The sequence below is a fragment of the Pseudomonas sp. AGC41 genome (assembly GCF_057334555.1).
On record NZ_JBHFJB010000141.1, the window covers coordinates 1 to 1,813 of the forward strand.

The window sequence follows — 1,813 nt, forward strand, 5'->3', positions numbered from 1 at the left end:
GGTGTATAACGATGACGCCAGTGAACCGAGCAACCGCACGCTGTTCCATTGGCAGGGCTTGCGCCTGCTGGAAGAGGTACAGGACGGCAGACCCAGCCTGTACGTGTATGCCGATCCGGGCAGCTATGAACCGCTGGCACGCCTTGATGGCAACCCCGGTAGTGAGGCGGTTTTCTACTTTCACACCAACCTGGCCGGGCTGCCGGAACAGCTCACCGATACTGACGGCAATACGGTGTGGCACAGCGAGTACCAGGCCTGGGGCAGAACGCGGGACGAATGGCATGATCGGCAGGCCGGGCGTGAGCAGAACCTGCGGTTTCAAGGCCAGTACCTTGACCGCGAAATCGGGCTGCACTACAACACTTTCAGGTTTTTTGATCCGGATGTGGGGCGGTTTACCCAGCCGGATCCGATTGGGTTGGCGGGGGGTATTAACCTCTATGTGTATGCGCCGAACTCGACGGGGTGGGTAGATCCGCTTGGTTTAACCACTGACAAGGTTTTTGAGTCATATGAACAGGCTAGAAATGAGGCTTTGAAATGGCTTGAGAAGCGAGGATTCCGGGCCGAGAAGGAGACACTAGGGCGCTTTGGAGATATAAAGGGAACGCCGATTGGAATGCAGACGGCTAACGGGAAAGTCGGATTCAGAGTTGAGTTTGACGATAGAAACAAGGCTCACATCAACACTTGGGCAGGCAAGGAAAAAGGCCCACACTTCATTTTCAACGCAACAAGATCAATTGTTTCCAGATTACAAAAAACATTCACAAAACTTAGTCGCTCACTATCATGCAGAGGATAAAAATAATGTCATACGACCTTGATCTTATCGAATCTTGCAAAAAGGCAGGAATACACATTAGCGCGCCACATTCGCTAGAACAGTATTTAGAGATAATTAACAAAAAATATCCAACCATAGGCGGCCGCATAGACCTCTCCTTGCTCCCGGACTACAAATACTCTAGAGCAAATCCAGAAAACATCCATCTAGACTATTGCAACTTTGTAAAATCCATACTCAATTTAGATGACGATAACTCGGAGATAATTTATATAGGAGACAGCCTTACAGATCACGCCTACACTGTAAAAATCTCTGACCTGCAAGCGTTCCTGTGCGCCATTGTCGACATCCCCCAATCTCACTACCTATTCCGCAGCGACTTTTCTTGGTGCATTAACCTATCATTTGAAAATGATATGGAATTTGCGCGACTTAGCGCCTAACAAAACTTAATTCTCGCCAACTCAACCACCTGTATTACGGGAGCTGCCACCTGCATCAAATCAACCTGGGCGGCCGGGTGATCAGCGATTTCGAGCGCGATCACCTGCATGACGAGATCTTGCGCACCCAGGGCAGCCTGCTGACCCGCACCCGCTACGACCGCAATGGCCGCCTCAGCCAGAAGGCGCTCCATTATCAAAATGTCGCCCGCGAAGTGTTGCCATTGTTGCAGAAGGACTACCAGTACGACGCCAGCGACAATCTGATAGCCGAAATACTGACCCAGACGCAGCGCTCAGGCGCTAATCACCCGGCCACGGCGTCCAATGACGACAGCCTGATCGGGCGTTTTCACCACCCGTCAATGACCGGCAAGTCCTATCAAGGCAGCGCGCAATACGGCTACAACCCCGTCGAGCAGTTCCAGAGCATGCACCGCACCAATCCTGGGGAGCAGGGCCAGCATATCGAAAGCCTCAACTACGACCCGGCCGGTAACCTGTTCGACGGCTACCGGGTCAACGGCCTGATCAAGCACAACCGGGTGCATGTGTATCAGGACAAACGTTATCGCTA

At 52.1% G+C, this 1,813-nt stretch carries 1 protein-coding gene and 1 pseudogene; both read left to right on the forward strand.

Annotation, left to right across the window (positions count from 1 at the left end):
* The coding region (locus ACE04F_RS23105) for an RHS repeat-associated core domain-containing protein (protein ID WP_486110057.1) at window positions 1–808 on the forward strand (808 nt) is incomplete at its 5' end.
* Between the two features lie 505 nt (window positions 809–1,313).
* Window positions 1,314–1,813, forward strand: a pseudogene (locus tag ACE04F_RS23110) (type IV secretion protein Rhs); the annotation flags it as partial.